Origin of the sequence: Myxococcus sp. NMCA1, assembly GCF_026810205.1 — a bacterium.
Classification (GTDB): Bacteria; Myxococcota; Myxococcia; order Myxococcales; family Myxococcaceae; genus Myxococcus; species Myxococcus xanthus_A.
Genome location: NZ_CP113950.1, coordinates 4,331,914 through 4,353,981, shown reverse-complemented (window position 1 = coordinate 4,353,981; position 22,068 = coordinate 4,331,914). Strand labels below are relative to the sequence as shown.

Below are 22,068 nucleotides of genomic sequence, written 5' to 3'. Positions count from 1 at the left end.
CTAGCTCCTCCGCACCGTCACGATGACCTCCACTGCCCCCGGCTCTAGTGTCACCAGCCGGGAGCGCAGCCTTGACAGCAGGGAGTCGAGCTCCGCCCCATTGCCACCGAGCTGCACGCGCATGCCCTCCAGCACCACCTCGAACGGCCCCGAGGTCCCTCCCGCCTGCGTGCCCTGGCTGGCATCGGCAACGGCGTTCTCAGAACCAGACAGGGGGCGCCCATCTCTCCCCCCCGACGCGCCCGCCGGAGTCTGCCCCCCCGATGGCGGGGGCACCACCGGCGTCAACGCCTCCAGGATGCGCGACAGCAGCGTCTCCGCACCCCGGTTCCACGCATCCACGGCGTCCTTGCGCAGCGACCGGGCCAGCTCGCTGGCGCCGAGCAGCGCCTCCAGGTCGGCCAGACACGCGCGGGCCTCGGGCTCCAACCGGGGCACCTTGCCCGCCGCCGTCTGGAGTTGAGTGCGGAGCCGGTCGCCCAGCACCTGAAGGGCCGACCGCATGGCCTCGGCGCGCTGCACCGCCACGAGGGCGGCATCCCGCCCCTCGCCGCTCCACGCGTGGAGGAGCGCGTCCAGCAGGGCATGTGCCTCCACCTCCCGCGAAACCAGCGGTCTGAGACGGACGATGGCGTCATCCACCTCGGCGACGCGCCGGCCCCCCACCCCGAGCTGCACCAGCCGCTCGCGCACGCCCACCAGCGCCTTGCGGCACTCCTCCCCGCGCTCGCGCAGCAGGCCGACGAGCTTGTCCTGCTCGCCCAACGTCCGCTGCCCGGGGCGCGGCAACTCGAAGAGCCGCACCGCGAGGTCCACCGCCTGCCCCCACATGGCCACGGACAGCAGCGGCGCGCGCACCAGCTTCAGGTTGGCGCGCACGGACGACTCCACCCGCGGCTCCCACGGACTACCCGCTCCGTCCATCACCCGGTAGCCGTACGCCCGCGCGAAGAAGGCCAGGAAGAAGCAGCGCACCGCTGACGGCAGCCCGAACGTCTCCTCCAGCCGCTGCTCCACCGATCCCCACATCAGCGACTCCGAGGTGGCCGAGTCCACCACCGGCTTCACGTAGCGCGTGTCCCGCCGCAGAGTGCCCCGCGTCTGCCCCAGCTCCACCAACTCCAGCGGACGCCCCAGGTTGACGAGCACCTTGCCCTGTCGCTCGTCGAACTCCAGGGGCGTGCCCGCCTCGTGCGCCCTCACCATCCAGTCACTGAGCACCTGCAACTCCTCCACCCGTGGCTCCACGCCGAAGACGGGGTGTTGCGGATAGTGCCGCTCCAGCACCGCGCAGCCGAGCTGCTCCAAGTTCTCGTGCAGCTCCGGTCGGGACAGCTCGGATGTCACGTCCAGCGCGAGTGACTCGATGGCGCCGTGGTCCTTGTACGCCACCTTCAGCGTGTCTTGGAAGGAGCGTGCCAAGGTGGCCTCCTGCGCCCGCGCCCGGTCCACCACGCTCTGCCGGTCCGCGATGGACAGGTTGGCGAGCAGTTCCTCCTGGCCCTCCTTCGTAAGGAGGAATCGCACCGCGGCCAGGTCCTTGAGCAACCCGAGTTCCTGGGGCGTCAGGTGGCGCGGCAGCCAGCACAGCGTCCAGGCCGAACCATTGCGCCGCGTGTAGTCCCGGGCCCGCTGCCGGTCCTCCTCCACCGTGTGGCCCTTCTCGTCCCACGGGTAGTCCACGAGGATGCGGAACTCGTCGCCAGGCTGAGGCCGGAAGGCGGCGTACGGCTGCTCGCGCACATTGCACAGCTTCACCGATCCGCGCCGCTGCGTGCCGCGCCACTTCACCTTGAGGTCGCCCTCCTGGCCCTCCGTGAGTTCCCGGAAGCCCTGCGTCCTCGCCAGGCCCATGGCCTCCGTGAAGACGGAGAAGAACGTGGCGTAGCGCGTGTGCTCGCCCCCGGTGCGCCCGCGCGCCCGCTCCAGCACCTCGCCGAAGTTGGCGCCCTTGAGCACCACGGACACGTCATAGTCCGGCGCCGTGCCGGACACCTGCAGCATCCCCACGCGCCGGCTGAGCAGCAGCAGGTCCTCCGCCACCCGTGCCCGGCGGCTGCGCTCCGTCTCGCCGGACACCTCCGCGTCGTTAAGGAGCACCAGCCGGGACACCTTCATCCCCGAGCCTTTCAGGCGCGGCGAGGCCTCCGCCAGCAGTACCGTCTTGACGATCTCCTCCAGCACCTGCCGGCGCTTCGCGTCGAAGGTGCCGCCGGACTCCTCCGCCTCGCGCAGCATGGCGTCCATGGCCGGGCGGAAGCTCTCGTAAAAGAGGCGGTGGATGGCCTTCAGGTCATCCGCGCCCTTGCCCGCCTCCACGCCGCTGGGCGGAAATAGCGCGTCGAAAGCCCGCCCCACAGGCAGCAGCTTGCCCAGTTCGAGCGTGGGGTTGTGCACCACCAGTAGCTCGTACAGCAGCCGCAGCGCTGTGCGCTCGCGCTGGAGGAGGCTCGACACGTCGATGAGCGCCTCGATGAGCGCCGGGTGGAACGGGTAGACGTCCTTCAGGTACTCCACGTCCGCGCTCTGCAGCACCGCGGGCAGCACCTTCTTCTGCGACTCGGCGAGCTGCTCCACCGCGGCCCGCACCTCCGCCGCGCGGCGCGGCTTGAGGATGCGCTCCTTGCAGATGTGCCGCAGCTCCACGTCCTGCAGCATCGTCTCTTCGAAGCGCTTGGTGTGGTGGCGCAGGTGCTCGTGCAGTTCGTGGTCGTACGTCAGGTCCGGGAAGAACTCCTGGATGTTGCGCTGCCGGGCGATGAACGCGAAGACCGGCAGCGGCCGCTGGCCACCCGCGTAGTCTACCATCACTGTGAGCTGGTTGATGGCGGCCTTGAACTCCGTGGCCGCCTTGTCGCTCAGCCACAGCAGGAACTCGTCCACCAGGAACACCACCCCACCAAAGCCCTGCGCCTTCGCATGTTGAGTCAGGCGCCGCAGCCCCTCTCCCCACTGCGGGTCCACCCCAGCGCTCGCCGCGTCCCGGCCCTTGAACTGCAAGAGCGCCCGCGCCAGCGCCTCCCGTTCCTCGGGACCGCCGCTCGCCAGCGCCTCGAAGTCCTCGTGCGAGCCCACCACCCTGCCGGCCTCCAGGTTCCGCCAGAACGCCGGCCCGTAAAGCTCCGCCTCGCGCCGGGCCTCGTCCAGCACCCCCTGGACGTAGAGGTACTCAAAGGCCGGCTTGCTGTGCCGCGCGAGCGCCCGGTTGAAAGCCTCGTAGACGGCCCGGTCAAAGCCGCTGCCGCCCGCCTCCGACAGCATGTGCAGCCGCACCGTCAGCAGCCGCGCGTCGCACACCCAGTTGCGATGCTTCTCCGCCAGCTCGCGCACCAGCTGGTCCGGCTTGCCCCACGCCTGCGCATCGTCCTCCAGCAGCAGGCCCAACATGGACAGGAAGTGGCTCTTGCCGGAGCCGAACGAGCCGTGGATGAAGCGGCCCAGCGGCTCGCCGCGCGCCAGCGCGTGCTTCATGCCGTCGAAGATGACGGGCAGCGACTGACGCACAGCAGGAGTGAAGACGTACTCATCCACCAGCCGGCGCCGCTCCTCATCGCTCTGCGGCACGTCCAGGCGCACGACGAAGCCCAGCGCGGTCAGGTCCTCGCGGCTAGGCAGGTTGTAAGCTTCGGAGATGTTCACGCTGTCCTCCTGCGGGTTCTCGCGGCACGCGGACGCGTGGCGGGGAAGCGCTCCGCCCACTCCGCCAGCATCTTCTCGGTAACGCCGTCCTTGCCTACCAGTCCGCGCACCACGGCGTCGAACTCTGCGGCCGCCTCCTTGGATTCCGAGGCCACGTAGGGCACGAGGATCTGCGCGCCGTAGAGCAGGCCGTAGCGGTCCGCCAGGGACACGCCGCTGCCCTCGGACTCTTCGTCCAGTTCGACGAGCACCTTGGAGCGCTGCCGCGGCGTCAAGCCGGCCCAGCCGTACAGACGCTCAGGTCCGTCACGCCAGGGCAACTCGGTGAAGGTGATGAAGCGCTCCTTGGGCACGTCGAGCGCCCCGCGTAGGGACCAGTACTCAGGACGGAGGTAGTCCGCAGAGGCGTACTTGGGCGGCACCGGGGGCGTCACTTTCTCCCCGGCGTCCTCGCGGCGCTGCATCTCCCACGTCGCCTCCCAGGCGGCGCGCTTGTCCAGGCCCGACAGCTTGAAAACGTGGTGCTTGTTGTTGGGGACGCTGTCGGCGAGCAGGCGCTCAGAGAGCAGGGCCTCCAGGTCGAACTGGGCGTTGCCGGCGAGACACTCGGCGACGGCAAGCACGCCCGCATCCGACTGGAGGGCCGCGACCATCTGTCGCAGCGTAAAGGGTGTGGCGCGCTCCTTCACCCAGGCCTCCATCCGGTCCGAAAGGTACGTTTCGAGCGCCTGCGTCTCCTCGGCGACGTAGTCCGGGCGGTGCCAGCGGCGCTTGTAGGTGGGCTGTTCGATGAGTCCGAGGTTCCGACTGGCTGCGGTGAGAGCCATGCGCTGCTCGATAATGCGGCGCTCATTGGCATCGGCAATGGCATCGAGAGAACCCACGGGCTGCCAACCATGGCGCTCAAACCATGCAGTCGGAGCCTCCTCCGCCTCATCCCCGTGAGCAAGGACCGCTCGACGTTCGGCATCCTCACGCGCGAATTTAATCTCAAACGGACGCTGGCCAGGAACGAGCGACTGAACGTCACCCGGGCGTCGCAATTCAAGTTCGGGAGCAATGCCATAAAGGCGGTAGCACAACCAATCAAGCTCTTCCTGCAAGCCCACCATCCGGTACAGGCGCGTGAGATCGCGCCTACTACGCCCAGACAAAGCCACCCTCAAGGCTGTCGCTCCTGCATCGGCTTGCTCACTAACACATTTCTCAACCGAATCCAACATGCGCTCCCGTGCAAGCGCATCAAGAGCCACAGCAAACTCTTCAACTTGAGCACACCGCACTCGAGCAAGCGGGTATGCCCCAAGCTTAGTGCCACCAAACTGAAAGAACTGCTCCCAAGCTTCCGAAGTAATCCCTCCACCCTGCCCTCGAAGCCCCTTGTTCTGACACACCTGCTTCAGCCAGAAGCACGCAACAGACGAATTAAGCTGCCCCAAGAGAGCAAGATGTTCCACCTCCGACGCCTCGGGCGGCAGCTTGATAACTGGCGCCGTTTGTTTAAATACCTTCCCGCCGCGATCAAGCACAAAATGATTATGCGTAGCCACCTCACCAAACGTGATGGACAGCGGAATACGATACCTCGCTGCCTGCCAGCGATACCAACTCCACTCAACATCGCCGTTGTCACGCCTAGTGGATCCACCAAAATCCATGGTTCCAAGAACCACAGCTCGCATTCGCCAGAAGTGCTCTCGCGCCCTGCCCAGATCGGTCTCCGACACAACAGATTGCGCGTCGTCGTAAGGAGCAATCGCCGACTGACTATCATTAATACGCCAGTCACGAACCGCATCACCTGGCACGAACGTCCGCACCAACCTGGGCGGCACGCCCAATCTAAGCGCAGCCAAGCGGGGCACAACAAAGACTTCATCGGCCCCAGGAAAAGATGCAAACCCTATCTCACTACTGTGCTCTGCGAGCCTTGAACCTGCCCGATCGAGAGCCTCCTTCAGTTCAGCACTCCCCCCGCCCCCAATACTCCAAGGATGCCTCTGGAGAGTGGCGCATGCCACTTCCGCCACCGAAACAAATTCAGACCTATCTCCGGGCGTCCTGCATTCCTCGACAATGCTCCGCCACACCCGTCCCTGAGTTGGGTCGACAGGTATTCCAGGCTCGCCGCGCTTCCCCATTACAACGCGCACCACGTTGTTCTGTGGCCTGCGATGCCTACCAAATAGCACCACCGTGGGCGTGCCATGCCCAGGAATGTACGCCCCCGACGTATCGACCACCAAGAAGAGGTCCTCTCTCGGCAGGACCTTCTCAATAAGCGCCTTGCCAAACTCCCTCTTCATGAAAGAGTTGGCAGTGATCATTCCCACAAAGCCGCTAGGTACGGCTATTTGAAACATCCGTTCCGTAAAGGGCGCTCCCAGCGAGTACTTGCCAGCGGCCGATACGTACCGTCGCTCCCTACCCACTTTCTCCCGGTGATACTCGCGCTTAGCCTCGTCCCTCTCCAAGATGTACGGCGGATTGCCCACCACCACCTCAAAACCTGCCCTCAATAGAGGTCTCAGCCGAGCCCTCACTTCAGGCCGAGTGAGCATGTTGTAGGGCTTCTTCTCCACCTCTCCGGTGAAGAGCCCCATCTGCTCAAGTTCGGGGTCGCGCTCCACCTGCTCCAGCGCATCCGCCCAGTACACCTGTGGGTGGTAATCGCTGGCGGCCCCAAGGTCCGTCTCCCCGGCCAGTTCCAGCGCCGTCATTACGAGCCGCGCGCGGGCCAGTCCGCACGCATAGTCATTGAGGTCGATGCCCACCACCCGCGCAAGGCAGTCGTCCACCACCTCGCGCATCGGACGCGCGGGGAACTTCTCGCGCATTCCCGTCACCAGCCGCTTGAAGGCCGCGAGCAGGAAGTGCCCCGATCCGCACGCCGGGTCGAGCACCCTCACCTTCTCCACGCCCCACTCGGTAATGGCAGGCGTGAGCGTCTCGTCAAGAATGAAGTCGAGCACGAAGTCCGGCGTCTGGAGCAGCGCATAGCGCTCCTTCACCACCGGATCGAGGTCCTGGTACAGGTCCCCCATCAGCCGGCCGTCGAACTGCTCTCCGTCGAAGCTAAAGGCGAGATCGCCTGACTCCACATCACACCGGCGCCAGAACTCCAGCAACTCCTGCGAGCGAGCATCCGAGGGCCGTGCCACCTCGGCCGGCTGGGGCGAAAACAGCTCTGGCAGGCCGCCACGCGCGCTGGACAGGTCCCGGAACACCCACGCGAGGTACGCCGAGGGCCCCAGGTTAGGCGCGAGGTGGCGGAAGAGCTTCTCCGACTCCACCTCTTGCGCCTTTGGGTCCGGGTTCACCAGGCGCAGCGGGCGCATCAGACCGCGGTCCTCCAGAATGCGGACGTACACCGTCTTGAGCACCCACAGCACCGCAGCGCGCCGCGACAGCACGTCCGTCCAGACGATGAAGTCCTCGCCCACCCTCTCATCGCGATGGAGGGAGCGGGCACGATCCTGCGCGGGCCCGGGGCGGCGCACCTGCTCGCGAATGTCCTCGGCGATGCGCTCGGTCAGCTTTGCCAGCGCCTTGGTCAGTGCTACACGCTTCTCCAGCTCCATCACTCCCTCGCCTCCACGTCCAACGGTTCCGGCACGGGCAGCACCTGCAGGTTCAAGACGGGCTCATGCTCGTTGAAGAGCGGCTGCCGCTCGCTCACCACGCCAGGGATGACAAGTACCCAGAAGCCCAGGTCACGCTCCGTCACCCGGTCGTACAGCCGGCGCGGCACGTCCTTCTCGACGCCGCAGACGCCCAGAATCCCGGTGTCCCCGAGCACCACCACCTTACCCGGGCGGCCATGCTGATCCAGCAGCGCGTCCAGCAGCGCTCCAGCTTCCTTCTTCAGCTTCGGCTTCTGCGCGAGGAAGCGCTCGGCGCGCTCGAAGGTCGGGAAGTCCGGCTCCATTCGCTGGATCAGCCGCCCCTCGAAGCTGACGAACTCCGCCGTGGGCCCCAGGGCCCGGCGCAAGCTGCGCGCCACCTCGACGTGCTTCTCCGGCGGCGCGACAACGAGCCGGTAGCCGCGGCCTCGGGACGCCTCTCGCAGCCGCTCGGCGACCACCTCCGCGTAGGAGCGCTGGGGGACGAGCAAATCCGAGGGCAACGGGTCCTGCCGAGGAGCCTGCTCCGTCTCTACCCTCGCGCTTGCAGGCACTACCTCCTCTCCCACCACGCGGTAGTCGGGCAGCACCTGGGCCAGCACCTCGGGCAGCGCCTCGCGCCGGGGCTCGTTCCAGCCCTCTTCACCGAAGGTGGCCCGCATCTGCTGATAAAGGTCGTCCACCTTCAGCGGCAGACGGGCACGGCGCAGCACGTGGCGCAGCACCTGTGGGCCCTCCAGCGGGGCCTGGAAGAGCTCCCCGTCCGCGGTCAGGTGCAGGGAGGGCACGAGGTAGACGGCCAGCTTCAGGAAGTCCCCCGGGTACTCGGGGAGTACTCCGCGCAGGGTGCGGCGGGCCGCGGCCGGTTCGGTGGGCTCGCCATCGTCCCACCCCGCCAGCTTCAGCGCCGTGTCGATGAAGACCTTAAGCGCCTTCTCCTCCAGCGGCGCGGCGAAGAACACCTCCAGCTCGGGCTCCTCGGGCAGCGGCATGCGTCCCAGCCGCGTCTCGTTCATCCTCTGGAGGAGCCGTACCAGCCCCGCCGTCCGTAAGCGCGGCGAGGGCTCCCACGTTTCCTCCAGGCGCTCCACCATTTCGTGCAGCCGCATTACGCCCGCAGCGGACTCCAACTCCGCGTGGAGGCTCTCGCGCAGATCTTCCAACGCCTCGCGGTCCACCTTGACGAGGGCGGTGTTGAGGGTGCGGCTCACCTCAGGCTGGGACATGCCGAGGGTGCCGGCTACGTCCTGCTGGCGGAGGGCGGGCGGCTCGTAGAAGCCGAAGGTCTCCGCCAACACCTGCTCCTCGCGCGTCTCCAGCTTGAGGCGGGCCTCGGCCCACAGGGACTCCACAGTGGAGCGGCGCGGGCCCGGCGCCTCCGCGCTCGTACTTCGGATGACATGGGCCTCCAGCGCCTCAACCACCTGCGCCAGCCGCCCTCGCCCAACACCCGGCACGGCGGTGAGGTCTTCACGCGTAGCCCCCGCCAGCCGGCCCACGGTGCGAAAGCCCGCTGCCGCCAGGGATTCCTCCAAGGCCCGCGGCAACTGGAGCGCGGAGAGCGCGGCGATATCCCCTTCCGCATCGGAGAAGAGGACGCGGCGGACGCCCTGTGGCGCGGAGGGCTGGATGCCCCGGGCGCGCAGTTCTTGCTGGAATGCGAACACCTCCTCGCGCCGCTTCTTTCCCAATCCGCTGATGGCGGCGAGCTGCGTGCCCTGCAGCGCCACCAACTCCCCCAAGGTGCGCACCCCTGCCCGGCCGAGCACCGCTACCGCCGTGCCCGACAGCCGGCTGGCGCTCAGGGGGGCCTCGGGATTGGTGGACGCGCTCGCCTCCTCCTGCAGAGGCTCCGCGTGGCGGCCACGTTCGCGGTCGCCCAGCGCCTCGCGGAAGAAGTCCCGCATCTCGCGCACCGAGGTGAATCGCTGGCGGCGCTCCGGGTGCAGCGCTTTTTGGAAGAAGCGAGCCAGCCCCGGTGAGTCGAAGTCGTCCGCATCAATGGGCGGCACCTCGTCCGGCGAGGGCACGCGCCCGTCGAAGGGGTGACGGCCAGTGTAGAGCAGGTGGAGGACGAGCGCCGCCGCGTAACGATCCGCCGCGGCATCCCAGGCTTTGAGGGTGGGATCGCGCCAGAGGGCGGTGCCCGCGAGGATGGCCTCCGGCGCATCCCCCGCGAGCGAGAAGTCGATGACTGTGAGGCCGCCATCGCCCACCACCAGGTTCTCTGGCTTCAGGTCCTTGTGGGTAATGCCCTGGGCCTCCAGGTACTCCAGGGCGGAGAAGAGGTCCTCGGCGAAGCGCCGCTGCGTGTCACGGTCCGGACTGGGGTGCGCGGCCAGCCAGGCCGAGAGCGATTCGCCCCGCACCCGGTCCATCACCAGGGTGCGGCGGCCCGGCACCAGGCCAGCGCTGATGTCCTGCCGCACCCGGACGATGTTCTTGTAGTCCAGCCGCTCGAGGACGCGCCACTCCGCCTCCAGCGCGGATTCGGCCTCATAGGTGTTGCGCGCCACCTTGAGGGCTCGCATCTGCCCGCTGACCAGGTGCAGAGCGGCGTAGACGGTGGCGAGCCCGCCAGCGCCGAGCTTCTTCTGCACCTCGTAGTCCGCGCCCAGCCGAGTGCCCTCGGGCAGGTCGTCGGGGTCGAGTTGGGGGGCCTCGGGACGGCGGGCGCCCCGGCGCGCGGGGTCCACGGCGAGGGCCACCGCCTCGCGCGCCTCCTCCAGTGAGGCGAAGCGGTCCGCCGGGCGCAGGGACAACATGCGTTCCACGGTCTCGTCCAGCGAGCGCGGCACCAGGGCGTTGTGCACGGCCACGTGAAGCAACGGCCCGCCCCGGCGCATGCGCTCCGCGGTGGATTCGAAGAGAGCGCGGCCGGTGAGGAGCCAGCCCAGCAGCAGGCCCAGACCCCACTGGTCCGAGTGTGGCGAGGCATTTGTGAAGCTCTGGGTCACCTCCGGCGCGGCCCAGCGCAGCCGCTCGTCCTGCAGTGAGGTGACATGCACAGTGCGGCCGCTCTGTAGCTGCTTGGCGAGGTCGAACCCCGTCAGACGCACCTGGGCGCCGGGAGCCTTGTCCTCCAGCAGCACCACATCGGGGCGCAGCAAGCGGTGCACCACGCCCTGGCCATGAGCGTGGGCCACGGCGTCGGCTACCTCGTCCCACAGGCGTGCCAGGACCTTGAGGCCATCGCGCCCGGGGTGCTGCGCCCGGTGGCGCGTGAGCCAGGTGGGGAGCGTCACGCCGCGGAAGTCCTCCAGCGGCAGGCAGAAGCGGCCCGCGTCGTCCTCGAAGAAGGGCTCAGCGCGGAGGATGGAGCGGTGCTGGCCCACGCGGTTGAGCACTTGGGCTTCCCAGCGCAGGCGCTCTAGCAAGTGCTGGCGCTCGGCGTCGGTGGCCAGCGGCGATAGGGCATAGACGCGCAGCAGGGCTCGCGTGTGGGTGAGGTCATTGACGGCGAGGTGGTCCACCCAACGCTCGGTGGCCTCAACGGTCGACTCCAGGCGCCATCCTCGAATGCGCTCCGGGGGGCGCAGGGCCGGGTCCTGCTGGGTGAGGAGCGTGTGGATGGTGCGCTGGGTGTGCTCGTCCACCTCGGGGCAACCGCCACGCGGGCACCGGTCATGAAAGCCGCGGGCGTCCTGAATCGCCTCCAGGAGGGTGTGACGGGTGTGGACGCGCCCGCGGCTGGCGGGGCCATCCACCTTCTGCTCGCTGGCATGCGAGAGGAACACGAAGTGCTCCACCCAACGGCGGGCGGCCTCGGCGGACAAGCGCTTGAGCTCGGAGGCCAGCACCTGGGCCGTCAGCCGGTTCTTCTTCAGCGGGCTGCGGATTGGGCCCTGAGGAACATCCCAGTCGTGGTCCGTGCCGCGCACCACCCCCCGGTAAGCCTTGAGCTCCACGACGTAGAAGCCGTGTGGGGCAACCACGACGACGTCCAACTCGTGCACCACGCCGGTGCGCTCCACGAGCCAGGCATTGGAGTAGACGGTGTAGTCGTCTGGTAGGCCCTCTACGACAAGGCGGATGGCCTGACGTTCGGCCTCATGGGCGGGTTCGCCCAGGGGGAAGTGGCGTGCGGGCATGGAGGCGGCTCAGATCAGGAAAAACGTCGTCGAGGGAGAGGGGAACCAGGGACGAAGCTGTTCCTCGGTGAAGCGCCCTCCCTTCTCCTTCGAAAGCCCCAGGATGAAGTCGGGCATGGGCAGGCGCTGGCGCACCTGCTCCAGGGAGGAGTCCTCGTGGATGGGGAGCGCCCCGCCCACTCCCAACTCCAGCGCCACGAGCCCGGCCAGGAATCGATCCTTCCAGTCGCTGCAAGCCACGGTGAAGACGTCCTGGAAGTAGACGCCCTCCAGTGTGCTGCACACGTGGTGGGCGATGAGGCCGCCGCTGCCGGGCAGCTCCAGCACCTTGTGGTGGGCCTTGATACCGCGAGGAAGGCTGGAGCGGGCGAAGCGATGGGAGACACCGAGCCGCTGCGCCTGGGCCTGGAGATAGTCGGTCCCAGCGCCGGAGACGGAGTCCTTGTTGAGCCCCGCGAGCAGAGGCTCCGCCTGGGCGTCCGTCAGGGAGGCAAGAGGCTCGGGCGCGCCGAGCAGCGTGGGGGCATCGAAGGCTGCGGGGTGCGTGACGGCTCCATCCTCGATCAGCAGGGAGGCAAGCGCTGCGCTGCCCAGCCTGCCCCGAAAGCGCTCCCAGGAGATGCGCTGGGCCTCCAACAGGCGCTGGTTCTTGCGCCCCGTGACTTCCTCACGGACGAGGGCATGGAGGGCCACCTCTGCGAAGAGAAGTGCCGTCTGGGTCTGCTCGGTCATGGGTTCCCCAGCGGGCGCACTACCATTCACAGGTGAACAGACTGCCCGCGCAGTGGAGGCAGAGTCTGACTTCCTGAATGGGCAGGTTCAAGAGTTACGCGACCCAGTGCACAAAGGCCTTGAGGGCCCAGGCACGACCGAAGTGCCGGGAGGTAGCACCACCCCCTTGTGACTGCTGACGCTGGAGTGCGTGAAGCGCCAGGGACGGGTCTCCCCCCTGTGTGAGCGCTTCCAACACCGCCCGTCCTACGAGCAGCGCGCCCCCCAGAGGGACCGCCCAAAGTGGGGCGATGATCTGCCGGGCACCGCTCGCCAGAAAGGCCCCTGCCAGCCCCGCTGCGCGGTGAATCCAATCCCCCACCCGCCCTGTCTCACACGAGAGGAGTACGATCGAGGCACCTGCGATGCGTCGGGGGTCTGCGCCGACCTGCTCCAGCGCGAGCTCCGAGTCCGAACCCACCTCATTGAGGAACTGGAGCGTCGCCTTTCGCGGGCCCGCGACCCCGCCGTGGCACAGGAACATCACCACGTCCGCCTCGGCGAGTTCTCGAAGGACGTCGCCAGCGGAAGCCGGGCGCTCCACGAGGCCGGGACAACTTCACCGACCGGGTTCGCCGAACTCCGGAGTACCTGTTACGCCGAGCTACGACAGTTGAGGAGGGCACAGGCTCTGCGGTAGCCGTACGTGGCGCGCTGCTGGGCGACGGCCTTGAGTCCCTCCAGCACCTCGGCGGTCGGCATGAGCGCCTGGGCAGCGGGGCTCCCGAGGGCTCAGGGGGCGATGCAGGGTGGAGCGGGCCACGCCGAGGGCCCGGGACACCGCGCTCACAGGATGCCTCCCAGCTTCGACAAGGTCGCGGGCGACAGTAGTTTTTTTCTACGCCGGCAAATACCTCCTGCCCTCCGCGGTGTTGCCTCCATGGGGAGGTGGCACCATGGGACGCACGACTGCCCACCCACCGGCGAGCAGGCAGGTGGGGTTGGAGAACCATCGACGGCGGTGCTCCGCGTGCGGAGGGCCCGCCCCAGCGGACTACCGGGCACGGCGGAACGTGGTGACGCTGGAGGCGGTGGTCGCCCTGAAGGTACAGGTGCGAGTGTGCCACCGGAAGGGGTGCCCGTTGTACTTGCGACCTGTGCGTGCCGAAGAAGAGGGCCGGTGGGCGCTGCCGGACCATGAGTTTGGCCTGGACGTCATCGCCTTGATTGGTGCACTGCGCTACCACGAGCATCGCAGCGTCCCGGAAATCCATGCAGTCCTTCGCGCACGGGGCGTCTCCATTTCCGAGCGCAGTGTCACCAACCAACTCGACCGGTACGATGAGTTGCTGGCACTGAGAATGACAGACAGTCGGCGACTGCAGCAGGTGACACGTCAACAGGGCCGGGTGGTGCTAGCCATGGACGGATTGCAGCCCGAGGTAGGCCATGAGGTGTTGTGGGTGGTGCGCGACTGCCTCTCCGGCGAGGTGCTGGCAGCCCGTAGCTTGCTGGGCAGTGGTGAGGCGGAGTTGGCTCCGCTGCTCCTGGAGGTGAAAGCGGCGCTGGCAGTGCCCATTGCCGGCGTCGTCTCGGATGGCCAGCGCTCCATCCGCAACGCGGTGGCCTCGGCGCTGCCTGGGGTGCCTCACCAACTCTGCCACTTCCACTACCTGCGTGAGGCGGCCCGCCCCCTCTACGAAGCGGACCGGCACGCCAAGAAGCTGCTGAAGAGTCATGTGCGAGGAGTGCGGGTTATCGAGCGCGCCGTCGAAGGGCGCCAGGACGCCCAAGCACAAGCCGTCCGCGGCTACTGCGCCGCAGTGCGCAGCGCCTTGACGGACGACAGGCGCCCACCCCTGAAGCCCTCCGGTTTGGAGTTGCACCGGCGACTGCGAGTGATTGAAGCGAGTCTCCGCCGGGCAGAAAAAGGGGGGCGCGCGCCAGAGGGCTGACACGGCTGCGCCTGCTATTGAGGCGCGGCCTGATGCAGACGGCGAGGATGTGGCCACCACTGAAGGCGGCCTACCGGTGGGTAGAGCGTGTCGCCGAAATCCTCACCAATGCCTCCGGCCAGAAAGGCTGTCACGTCAAAAGGCGCATGGCCGGCCTTGTCGGCGCACTGGAGCATGCCGTGCGACGCACCCGCTCCCCCCACCGCGCGGCGCTTGCACATTTCCTCCTGGAGACGCGTCGCTATTGGCCCGGCCTCTTCCATTGCTACGACGTACCCGGCCTGCCTCGCACGGACAATGACCTGGAGCACCTGTTTGGCAGTTGCCGCTACCACGAGCGCCGGGCCTCGGGTCGGCGCCGCGGAAGCGAGGGCCTGGTGGTGCGCGGACAGGTGCGAGTCGTCGCCGCAGTGGCGACCCGACTTGCCCCCACTGTCGGCGCGGAACTGGCCCCCAAAGACATCATCGCGTGGAGGAAGCTGCGTGCCTCCCTTCGAAGACGACAACACGCGCGAGTCTTGGGCCGTCGATTCCGGGCCAATCCGAACGCCTACCTCGCAGCGATTGAGCGGGAGCTCAGGAGAGCTTTGCCGGCGTAGAAAAAAACTACTGTCGCCCGCGGCCTTGTCCAAGCTGGGAGGCATTCTGTGAGCGCGGTGGCTCGGGCGCTGGCCGTAGCCCGCTCCTCGCTGCACCGCCCCCTTTCGTTTCGGCAGCCCCGCCGGCCGGACGCCCAGTCCGACGCCGAAGTCCTCGAGGAGTTGAAGGCTGTTGTCGGGCAGCGAGCCACCTACGGCTACCGCAGGGCGTGCGCTGTCCTCAACCGGCAGCGCCGGGCCGAGGGCAAGCCCGGCGTCAACCACAAGCGTGCCTACCGCCTCATGCGTCAGGGCCAGTTGCTGCTGCAGCGCCACACCGGCAAGCTGACGCGCACCCACGAAGGAAAGGTGGTGACGCTCAAGTCCAACCTGCGTTGGTGCTCGGACGGCTTCGAGGTGCGCTGCTGGAATGGCGAGCGCGTCCACGTGGCCTTCAGCCTGGACTGCTGCGACCGCGAAGCCATCGCCTTCCAGGCCTCCGCTCAACCTCCCACCTCGCTCACCATTCAGGACCTGATGGCCGAGACGCTTGAGGCTCGCTTCGGGCCGGGCACCGCCAAGGCGCCTCACCCGGTGGAGTGGCTGTCGGACAACGGCCCCGTCTACACCGCCAAGGACACTCGCGACTTCGGCCAGCGCCTCGGCCTGCGGGTGTGCACCACGCCCGCCTACTCCCCTCAGAGCAACGGCATGGCCGAGGCCTTCGTGAAGACCTTCAAGCGCGACTACGTCTTCGTCAATGAGCTGCCCTCGGCCGCCCACCTCTTGGCGTGCCTCCCTGTCTGGTTCGACGACTACAACCGCTGTCATCCGCACCGCGGGCTCAAGATGAGGTCACCCCGCGAGTTCCGCACTGCTAATTCACAACCCTGAGCTGTCCGATTTGACGGGGGCAACTCCAACCACCAGGCGCTGGAGGAACTCAAGGCCGTTGTCGGCCAACGCGCCACCTACGGGTACCGCCGAGCCGGCGCCGTCCTCAACCGGCAGCGCCGCCAGGAGGGCAGGCCCGCCCTCAACCACAAGCGCGTCTACCGTCTCATGCGCCAAGGCCGCCTGCTGCTGCAACGGCATACCGGCAAGCCGACGCGTACTCATGAGGGCCAGGTCGTCACCCTCAAGTCCAACCTGCGGTGGTGCAGCGACGGCTTCGAGGTGCGTTGCTGGAATGGCGAAGTCGTTCACGTCGCCTTCAGCCTCGACTGCTGCGACAGGGAGGCCATCGCCTTCCAGGCCGCCGCCCAGCCTCCCACCTCGCTCACCATCCAGGAACTCATGGCCGAGACGCTCGAAGCCCGCTTCGGCCCGGGCATCTCAAAGGCGCCCCACCCGGTGGAGTGGCTGTCTGACAACGGCCCCGTCTACACCGCCAAGGACACCCGTGACTTCGGCCTCAGCCTCGGCCTGCGGGTGTGCACCACGCCCGCCTACTCCCCCCAGAGCAACGGCATGGCCGAGTCCTTCGTGAAGACCTTCAAGCGCGACTACGTCTACGTCAACGAACTGCCCTCGGCCTCACACGTCCTCGCCCAACTGCCCCTCTGGTTCGACGACTACAACCGCTGCCACCCGCACCGCGGGCTGAAGATGAAGTCACCCCACGAGTTCCGTACTGCTAACTCTCATCCCTGAGCTGTCCGATTTGACGGGGGCAACTCCAGTGGTGTAGCGAGATGGCGCGGAAACAGGGAAGCCCAATGTGACTTGGTCCTCGGGGACACCACGCTCCGGGAATATGCGAACGTGACGTTGCCCCAGTTCCGCAAAGCGCTCCGGGCTTTCGCCATCAGGCAGCAGCCCGCTGCTTCTTTTCGTAGTTGGCGGGCGATTCGTAGGCGAGCGCAGAGTGTCGCCGGTGTGCGTTGTACCAGCCCTCGATGAATTCGAAGAGGGCTGTCCGGGCCTCGGCCTGGGAGCGAAGACTACGACGGTCCAGCGGGTTCGCATTCGAGCGTGGCGAAGAAGCTCTCGCACTTGGCGTTGTCGTAGGTATCGCCGGGCTGCCCATGGCGGGACGCACGCCGGCCTTCCCGCGGCGTACTCCGAAAGCCAGCGCGGGCTATTGGGAGCCCTGGTCCGAGTGGTGAATGACACCAGTAGGGCGCCTTTGCCGCAGAGCCATCCTGAGCACATGCAGGACAAGCTCGGTCCGCAGGTGCGTGGCCATGGCCCAGCCGACAACTTTTCGGCTCCAGACATCCCATCACCACGGCCAAGTAGAAGTAAGCCGCCCAAGGTAGGCACGTACGCGATATCGGCCACCCAAAGCTGGTCGGGCCAGGGAGCCTCAGACCAGCGGTCGACCAGGTCCGGAGTCGGCCGCGACCGCTCCCCTCCAGAACCCAAAACAAAGGCCCTGGAATCCTTAGCTTTCGCCAAGAACTCCAGGGCCTTCGATGGTCGGGGCGACAGGATTTGAACCTGCGACCACTTGCACCCCAAGCAAGTGCGCTACCAGGCTGCGCTACGCCCCGGCACTGCTGCTGCCGTGAAAGGGTGCGCCCTTATGCCCCCACATGACGTTCAGGTCAAGCAAGAGCAGCAGGGCACCGTCCAAAAAACTCACCCTTCCATGTCCTCCATTCCCTCTTCGTCGAAGTCCTCGCCACGGGCCTCGGCCGCGTCGGCGGCGGCCTCCTCCCGGGCGTCGATCTCCGCATGATCCTCAGGCGGCGCCTCGCCGTTCAGGGCGCTCTTCAGCACCTGGCTCGGCCGGAAGGTCAGCACCCGGCGCGCCGAGATCTCGATCTCCTTGCCCGTCTGCGGGTTGCGGCCCACGCGCGCCTTCTTCTGGCGCACCTGGAAGTTGCCGAACCCAGAGATCTTGATCTTGTCCCCGCGCTCCAAGGTTTCCTTGAGCGTGTCGAACACGAGCTCCACGATCTCGGCTGACTCCTTCTTCGAGAAGCCGACCTTCTCGTAGACACCCTCGATGATGTCCGCCTTCGTCATGCGAATCCTCGGGAAGCCCTCGGGGCTGAACGCCGGGCACTGTTGCAGCCTTCCCGAAGACGTGTCAACCCTCTGACTTCATTCAGGAATTCAGGCGCGCAAGGCAGCTCCCAGTCGCTGCTTCACCTCGTCCACGATGCGCTGGTGCGCCTCGTTGACCTCCACGTCGGTCAGCGTCCGCTCGGACGAGCGATAGCGCAGCGCATACGCCAGGTTCTTCCGCCCCTGGGGGATCTGCTCACCGGTGTACACGTCGAACACCTGAGCGTCCTCCACCAGCGGCTTGCCCACCTCCAGGATCACCCGACGCACCTCGTCGTTGGGCAACTCCAGCGGCACCACCACCGCCAGGTCCCGAAGCACCGCCGGGAAACGCGGCAGCGACCGGTACGCCGGCACCAGCTTCGAGGCTGCGTACAGCGGCTCCGTATCCAACTCGAAGACGAACACCCCGTCCGGCAGTCCCAGCGCCTTCACCACCCGTGGGTGCACCTCGCCCACGTGGCCCAGCACCGTGCCGTCCGCCGTCTTCACCTGCGCCACGGCCTTCGGGTGGTACGCCGCCGACCCCGTAGGCACGTACGTCACGTCCTCCACGCGGAGTGCGCCCAGCAGTCCTTCCACCGCCGCCTTCGCGTCGTAGAAGTCCGCGCGGGCATCCTTGTGCGTCCAGCTCCGGCCGCCCCCGCGCAGGCCCCACACCAGGCCCGCCACGCGAGGCACCTCGCGGGCCGCCGGACGCTGCCCCTGCCCGCCTTCCGCCTCCTGGAAGTAGGCCCGGCCCGTCTCGTAGATGGCCACCGCCTCCACCTGGTGCCGCACGCTGCGGGACAGGTTCTCCAGCAGACCCGGCAGCAGGCTGGTGCGCATCACCGACTGCTCCGTGCTCAGCGGGTTGAGCAGCGCCACCGGCTTCTCCGCCCCCCCCAGCACCTCCAGGCTTCGCGGCGCGACGAACGAGTAGTTCACCACCTCGTCGAAGCCCGCCCCGGCCAGCGCCTGACGCATGCGGCGCTCGGCCTCGGCATGCGCGGGCTCTGGGGCCAGCGTGGCCAGTCCCCGCGGCAGCGTCGCAGGGATGTTGTCGTAGCCATAGATGCGCGCGACCTCCTCCAGCAGGTCCTCCTCGCGCTCCACGTCCACCCGGGCCCGGGGCACCTCGTACGTCGCCTGCCCTGTCCCCTCCTCCACCGCCTTGAAGCCCAGAGCCTCCAGGATGCGACGGACCTCCTGCTCCGCCACGGACACGCCCAGCACCTGCCCCACCCGAGCGAAGCGCAGCGTCACCTTTCGAGGCGGCTTCGGCGCCGGGTACACGTCCACGCGGCCAGGAGCCACAGTGCCCCCCGCCAGCTCCGCGATCAGCTGCGCCGCCCGGTCAATCGCAGGCACCACCGCGTCCATGTCCGCGCCGCGCTCGAAGCGATGCGACGCCTCCGTGTGCAGCCCGTGCCGCTTCGACGAGCGCCGCACCGTGGAGCCCTGGAAGTTCGCCGACTCCAGCACCAGCCGCTTGGTGCCCTCGGTCACCTCGCTGTCGCCGCCGCCCATGACACCGGCGATGGCCTGCGCCCGGTCCTTGTCCGCGATGACCAGGTCATCCGCGTCCAGGACGCGGTCCTTGCCGTCCAGCGTCTTGAGCTTTTCGCTGCGCGTCGCCGTGCGGACGACAATCTCCTGCCCGGCCAGCTTCTCCAGGTCGAAGGCGTGCAGCGGCTGCCCGTACTCCAGATTCACGTAGTTGGTGACGTCCACCACGTTGTTGATGGCGCGCACCCCGGCCGCCTTCAGCCGGTCCTGCATCCACTGCGGAGACGGGCCAATCGTCACGTTCTCCACCACGCGCGCCACGTAGCGCGGGCAGCGGTCCGGGGCCTCCACGCGCACCTTCACCTGCTCGGCGGCGGGAGTGTCCGACTCCGCAGGCTTCGGCTGGGGCACCTTCAGCGCGGAGCCCGTCACCACGCTCACCTCACGCGCCACGCCCAGGTGGCTGAGCGCGTCCGGACGGTTCGGCGTGACGTTCACCTCCAGCACCACGTCATCCAGCCCCACGGCCTCCGCGATGGGCGTGCCCACGCGCGTATCGACCGGGAGGATGAGCAGGCCGCTGGACTCCTCGCTCAGGCCCAGCTCCTTGGACGAACAGAGCATGCCGAAGCTGTCCACGCCGCGCAGGGCCGCCTGCTTGATGTCCATGCCGTTGGGCAGCTTCGCGCCCACGGTGGCCAGCGGCACCTTGTCGCCCACCTTGAAGTTCTTCGCGCCGCACACCACCTGGAGCAGCGCCGTCCCGCCGATGTCCACCTGCGTGACGGACAGCTTGTCCGCGTTGGGGTGCTGCACGGACTCCTTGATTTGCGCCACCACCACGCCGCGAAGGGCTTCCGCGGGGCGCTCCATTCCCTCAATCTCCAGGCCCGCGGCGGTCAGCTTGCGCGCCAGCTCGTCCACAGACGGAGGCAGCGCCACGTAATCGCCCAGCCACTTCACCGAAATCTTCACAGGTCCACCCTCTTCTTCAATCGGCTGGAACACGGGGGCCCACGAGGGGCCCCCTGGAATCTCAGAACTGCTCGAGGAAGCGCGCGTCGTTCTCGAACATCATCCGCAGGTCGTCGATGCGGTAGCGCAGCATGGCGATGCGCTCCACGCCCATGCCGAACGCGTAGCCCGTCACCTCGTTCGGGTCATACCCGGCGGAGGTGAAGACGTTCGGGTGCACCATGCCGCTGCCCAGCACCTCCAACCACCCGGTCTGCTTGCAGATGCGGCAGCCCTTCCCACCGCAGTTCGTGCAGGTGATGTCCACCTCCGCGGAGGGCTCCGTGAAGGGGAAGAAGGACGGGCGGAAGCGCGTGCGCGTGTCCGAACCGAAGAACGCCGTCACGAACGCCGCCAGCGAGCCCTTCAGCTCGGCGAACGTCACGCCCTTGTCCACCAGCAGGCCTTCCACCTGGTGGAACATCGGCGTGTGCGTAATGTCCGAGTCGCGCCGGTACACCCGGCCCGGCATCACCGCGCGGATGGGCGGCTTGCGGTTGAGCATGTACCGGACCTGCACCGGGGACGTGTGCGTGCGCAGCAGCGCCGAGCTGTCCGCCTTCTTCGCGTGGCCCAGCGTGGCCTCGTCCACGTAGAAGGTGTCCTGCATGTCCCGCGCGGGGTGGTCCTTCGGCAGGTTCAGCGCCTCGAAGTTGAAGTAATCCAGCTCGATCTCCGGGCCGCTGGCCACGTCGAAGCCGAGCCGTGAGAAGGTCCGGACAATCTCCTCCATCGTCCGCGACACGGGGTGCCGGCTGCCCAGCGCCACGCCGCGTCCAGGCAGCGTCACGTCCAGGCCCGGGCCCTGAAGCTGGGCCTCCAGCGCGGCCGCCTCGGCGCGCTCCACGGCCTCGGCGAGCAGCTTCTCCAGCTCCGCCTTCACGCTGTTGGCCACCTCGCCCAGCGAGCGCCGCTCATCCGGGGGCAGCTTGCCCATACCGCCCAGCACGCCGGACAGCTCGCCCTTCTTGCCCAGGTAGCGGACCCGCAGTGCTTCCACCGCGGACAGCTCCGACGCGCCGCCAATCTCCCGCCTCGCGGACTCCGCGAGCGCCAGCAACCGATCCCGCATGGACTTCCGCCTCCGTTCCAGTTCCCCGCGCGCCCTTGGCGCCGAGGCAAAAAAAAGGGCCGCCCCGAAGAGGCAGCCCGTTCAAACATCCGGAAAGGGTGGCCAGCGTCAGCCCACCACCCCACCCGTTCTGTCTCCAGCCTTGCGGGCTGGATGTGTCTCAGGCCGCCTTCGCGATGTTGGCGACGGCCGCAAAACCCGACGGATCCGCGATGGCCATGTCGGACAGAACCTTGCGGTCCAAGCCGATCTTCGCCTTCGCGAGGCCCGCGATCAGCTTCGAATAGGAGAGGCCCACCGTGCGGGCGGCCGCGTTGATGCGGACGATCCACAGGCGACGGAAGTCCCGCTTGCGCTGCATGCGGTCGCGGCTGGCGTAGTCCAGCGCCCGCTCAACCGCCTGGTTGGCGCGCTTGTAGCAGTTCTTCCGACGGCCGCGGAAACCCTTGGCCAGCTTCAAAATCCTATTACGACGACGACGAGCCTTTACACCCTTCTTCACGCGCATGACTGCCTCACTTCGGACTGCGTAGTTGAGAAGCCCCCCGGCGCAGGCTTACCGCCGCTCCAACGAGGCCACGTAATCCCTGACTTCAGAACCGCGAAATCAGCCCCCGTAGGGGAACATCTCCTTGATGACCTTCTTCGCGTCCATGTCGCGAAGATGGCCGGTGCCGCGGCCGCTGCGCTTGGACTTCGGCGTCTTCGAGAACGTGAAGAGGTGCTTCGCGAAGGCCTTGCCGTGCTTGACCTTGCCGCTCTTCTTCACTTCAAAGCGCTTCTTCGCGCTGCTGCGGGTCTTCAACTTCGGCATCGTCCTGATCCTTCCATGCCCCGTGCCGTTGGACTTGAGCGGCAGGTGCGAGAACTCTCGAAAATTGG

The 22,068-nt window shown here is 67.6% G+C and carries 12 protein-coding genes, 1 tRNA gene and 2 pseudogenes; 3 read left to right on the top strand and 12 right to left on the bottom strand.

Features of this window, described 5'->3' with window-relative positions:
- The 5 genes from OZ403_RS18695 to OZ403_RS39750 all read right to left on the bottom strand — a co-directional run bounded on the left by OZ403_RS18695 (position 1) and on the right by OZ403_RS39750 (position 12,608).
- On the bottom strand, positions 1 to 3,639 hold the full coding sequence (locus OZ403_RS18695; protein WP_268784737.1) for a hypothetical protein: 3,639 nt from the start codon (positions 3,637 to 3,639) through the stop codon (positions 1 to 3).
- Positions 3,636 to 7,220 carry a BREX-2 system adenine-specific DNA-methyltransferase PglX gene (gene pglX / locus OZ403_RS18690; RefSeq protein WP_268784736.1) on the bottom strand — a complete coding sequence of 1,195 codons (3,585 nt, stop codon included), beginning with the start codon at positions 7,218 to 7,220 and terminating at the stop codon, positions 3,636 to 3,638. Before pglX ends, OZ403_RS18695 begins: the two co-directional genes overlap by 4 nt.
- Positions 7,220 to 11,353, bottom strand: a complete 4,134-nt coding sequence (locus tag OZ403_RS18685) for a protein kinase domain-containing protein (protein ID WP_268784735.1) — start codon at positions 11,351 to 11,353, stop codon at positions 7,220 to 7,222. The genes pglX and OZ403_RS18685 overlap by 1 nt, the downstream gene beginning before the upstream one ends.
- Positions 11,354 to 11,362: 9 nt before the next feature.
- On the bottom strand, positions 11,363 to 12,085 hold the full coding sequence (locus OZ403_RS18680) for a hypothetical protein (RefSeq protein ID WP_268784734.1): 723 nt from the start codon (positions 12,083 to 12,085) through the stop codon (positions 11,363 to 11,365).
- Positions 12,086 to 12,179: 94 nt separating this feature from the next.
- Positions 12,180 to 12,608, bottom strand: a complete 429-nt coding sequence (locus OZ403_RS39750; protein WP_442929814.1) for a CHAT domain-containing protein — start codon at positions 12,606 to 12,608, stop codon at positions 12,180 to 12,182.
- A 412-nt stretch (positions 12,609 to 13,020) separates the two neighbouring features.
- Between OZ403_RS39750 and OZ403_RS18675 the strand changes: the two genes are divergently transcribed.
- The 3 genes and pseudogenes from OZ403_RS18675 to OZ403_RS18665 form a co-directional block, all read left to right on the top strand.
- Positions 13,021 to 14,618, top strand: a protein-coding gene (locus OZ403_RS18675) for an ISNCY family transposase (RefSeq protein WP_268784732.1) whose coding sequence is annotated in 2 segments (ribosomal slippage) — positions 13,021 to 13,987 and positions 13,987 to 14,618 — 1,599 coding nt in all. Because the reading frame shifts where the segments join, the coding sequence is not laid out codon by codon here.
- Between the two features lie 48 nt (positions 14,619 to 14,666).
- The gene (locus tag OZ403_RS18670; protein ID WP_268784731.1) at positions 14,667 to 15,491 is read left to right on the top strand and encodes an IS3 family transposase; all 825 of its coding nucleotides are present in this window, start codon (positions 14,667 to 14,669) and stop codon (positions 15,489 to 15,491) included.
- A gap of 69 nt (positions 15,492 to 15,560) precedes the next feature.
- Positions 15,561 to 16,250: pseudogene (locus OZ403_RS18665) on the top strand (IS3 family transposase); the annotation flags it as partial.
- A gap of 154 nt (positions 16,251 to 16,404) precedes the next feature.
- Here OZ403_RS18665 and OZ403_RS18660 read toward each other — a convergent pair.
- The 7 genes and pseudogenes from OZ403_RS18660 to rpmI all read right to left on the bottom strand — a co-directional run.
- Positions 16,405 to 16,949: pseudogene (locus OZ403_RS18660) on the bottom strand (IS3 family transposase); the annotation flags it as partial.
- A 66-nt stretch (positions 16,950 to 17,015) separates the two neighbouring features.
- A tRNA-Pro gene (locus OZ403_RS18655) sits at positions 17,016 to 17,092 on the bottom strand.
- Between the two features lie 88 nt (positions 17,093 to 17,180).
- Entirely contained in the window at positions 17,181 to 17,570 is a 390-nt protein-coding gene (locus OZ403_RS18650) for an integration host factor subunit alpha (RefSeq protein WP_002639669.1), read from the bottom strand.
- 90 nt (positions 17,571 to 17,660) lie between these two features.
- Positions 17,661 to 20,075, bottom strand: a complete 2,415-nt coding sequence (pheT, locus tag OZ403_RS18645; protein WP_268784730.1) for a phenylalanine--tRNA ligase subunit beta — start codon at positions 20,073 to 20,075, stop codon at positions 17,661 to 17,663.
- A gap of 61 nt (positions 20,076 to 20,136) precedes the next feature.
- A complete protein-coding gene (gene pheS, locus OZ403_RS18640; RefSeq protein ID WP_140791630.1) occupies positions 20,137 to 21,186 on the bottom strand; it encodes a phenylalanine--tRNA ligase subunit alpha in 1,050 nt (349 codons plus the stop codon).
- 160 nt (positions 21,187 to 21,346) lie between these two features.
- On the bottom strand, positions 21,347 to 21,694 hold the full coding sequence (gene rplT / locus OZ403_RS18635; protein ID WP_013940187.1) for a 50S ribosomal protein L20: 348 nt from the start codon (positions 21,692 to 21,694) through the stop codon (positions 21,347 to 21,349).
- A 99-nt stretch (positions 21,695 to 21,793) separates the two neighbouring features.
- Positions 21,794 to 22,000 carry a 50S ribosomal protein L35 gene (gene rpmI / locus OZ403_RS18630; RefSeq protein WP_140791628.1) on the bottom strand — a complete coding sequence of 69 codons (207 nt, stop codon included), beginning with the start codon at positions 21,998 to 22,000 and terminating at the stop codon, positions 21,794 to 21,796.
- Positions 22,001 to 22,068 lie beyond the last annotated feature (68 nt).

Coding starts and splice junctions, on each gene's coding strand:
- pglX (WP_268784736.1), bottom strand. CDS start 7,220: ATGGAGCTGGAGAAGCGTGTAGCACTGACCAAGGCGCTGGCAAAGCTG.
- OZ403_RS18685 (WP_268784735.1), bottom strand. CDS start 11,353: ATGCCCGCACGCCACTTCCCCCTGGGCGAACCCGCCCATGAGGCCGAA.
- OZ403_RS18680 (WP_268784734.1), bottom strand. CDS start 12,085: ATGACCGAGCAGACCCAGACGGCACTTCTCTTCGCAGAGGTGGCCCTC.
- OZ403_RS39750 (WP_442929814.1), bottom strand. CDS start 12,608: ATGTTCCTGTGCCACGGCGGGGTCGCGGGCCCGCGAAAGGCGACGCTC.
- OZ403_RS18650 (WP_002639669.1), bottom strand. CDS start 17,570: ATGACGAAGGCGGACATCATCGAGGGTGTCTACGAGAAGGTCGGCTTC.
- pheS (WP_140791630.1), bottom strand. CDS start 21,186: ATGCGGGATCGGTTGCTGGCGCTCGCGGAGTCCGCGAGGCGGGAGATT.
- rplT (WP_013940187.1), bottom strand. CDS start 21,694: ATGCGCGTGAAGAAGGGTGTAAAGGCTCGTCGTCGTCGTAATAGGATT.
- rpmI (WP_140791628.1), bottom strand. CDS start 22,000: ATGCCGAAGTTGAAGACCCGCAGCAGCGCGAAGAAGCGCTTTGAAGTG.